This window comes from Desulfopila sp. IMCC35006 (genome assembly GCF_005116645.1).
Taxonomy (GTDB): domain Bacteria; phylum Desulfobacterota; class Desulfobulbia; order Desulfobulbales; family Desulfocapsaceae; genus Desulforhopalus_A.
Map to the genome: position 1 here is coordinate 1 of NZ_SWCM01000052.1, position 678 is coordinate 678.

Here is a 678-nt window from a genome sequence, read left to right on the forward strand (position 1 = left end):
AAGCTGTACCCTTTTTGAAATTGAACCGAATTCTTTGCCATGTCATCTCCTCCTTTTGTTTTAGGTAAGAGGAGTATGACACACCTGGGGTATCATATAGTGACTACCCTGAACTTTTTTTTCACAATCTGAGTTTCAGGGGTAATCAGAAATGATAATAAGAGATATACGCACAGCGCAATCCATAGTTGAGTGAGTATTGTGTCACCACCGATTAAAAATTGACCCACCGGAGGCCATTTCTCGGACCCACCCACTTTGTGGCATAGTGGGTATTTAATGAAAACATTTTTCTTTCAAAGTCGCTCCCAATAAGGAACGAGGGAGTTTGAAAGAAAAATGTTGCAGCGCTACAACCACAAACGGTGGGTCAACTAATCGTCGGTGGGTGGGTCAAAAATGATCGGCGGTGACAAGTATTGCGTTTTTTGATGTACCTAAGAATGTTTTTACCTTCAGATTTTGCTTAATCCATTTGAAAAATAGCTCGATCTGCCAACGTTCTTTGTACAAATCAGCTATCGTGGCCGCATCAAGACGAAAAGAGTTAGCCCATGTTTAACACAGCAAAAATAATATCTAGAAAATATAAACACATACAGCCATTAAATATTTCCAGTGGCACTACATTCGCATTATTTTGCATCAGTTGAACATTTTGCGAAGGCCCACCGGGGA

1 pseudogene is annotated in these 678 nt (G+C 40.4%); it reads right to left on the minus strand.

The annotated features are described in order from the left end of the window. Window positions 1-417 precede the first annotated feature (417 nt). Window positions 418-549, minus strand: a pseudogene (locus FCL47_RS24125) (transposase); the annotation flags it as partial. Window positions 550-678 lie beyond the last annotated feature (129 nt).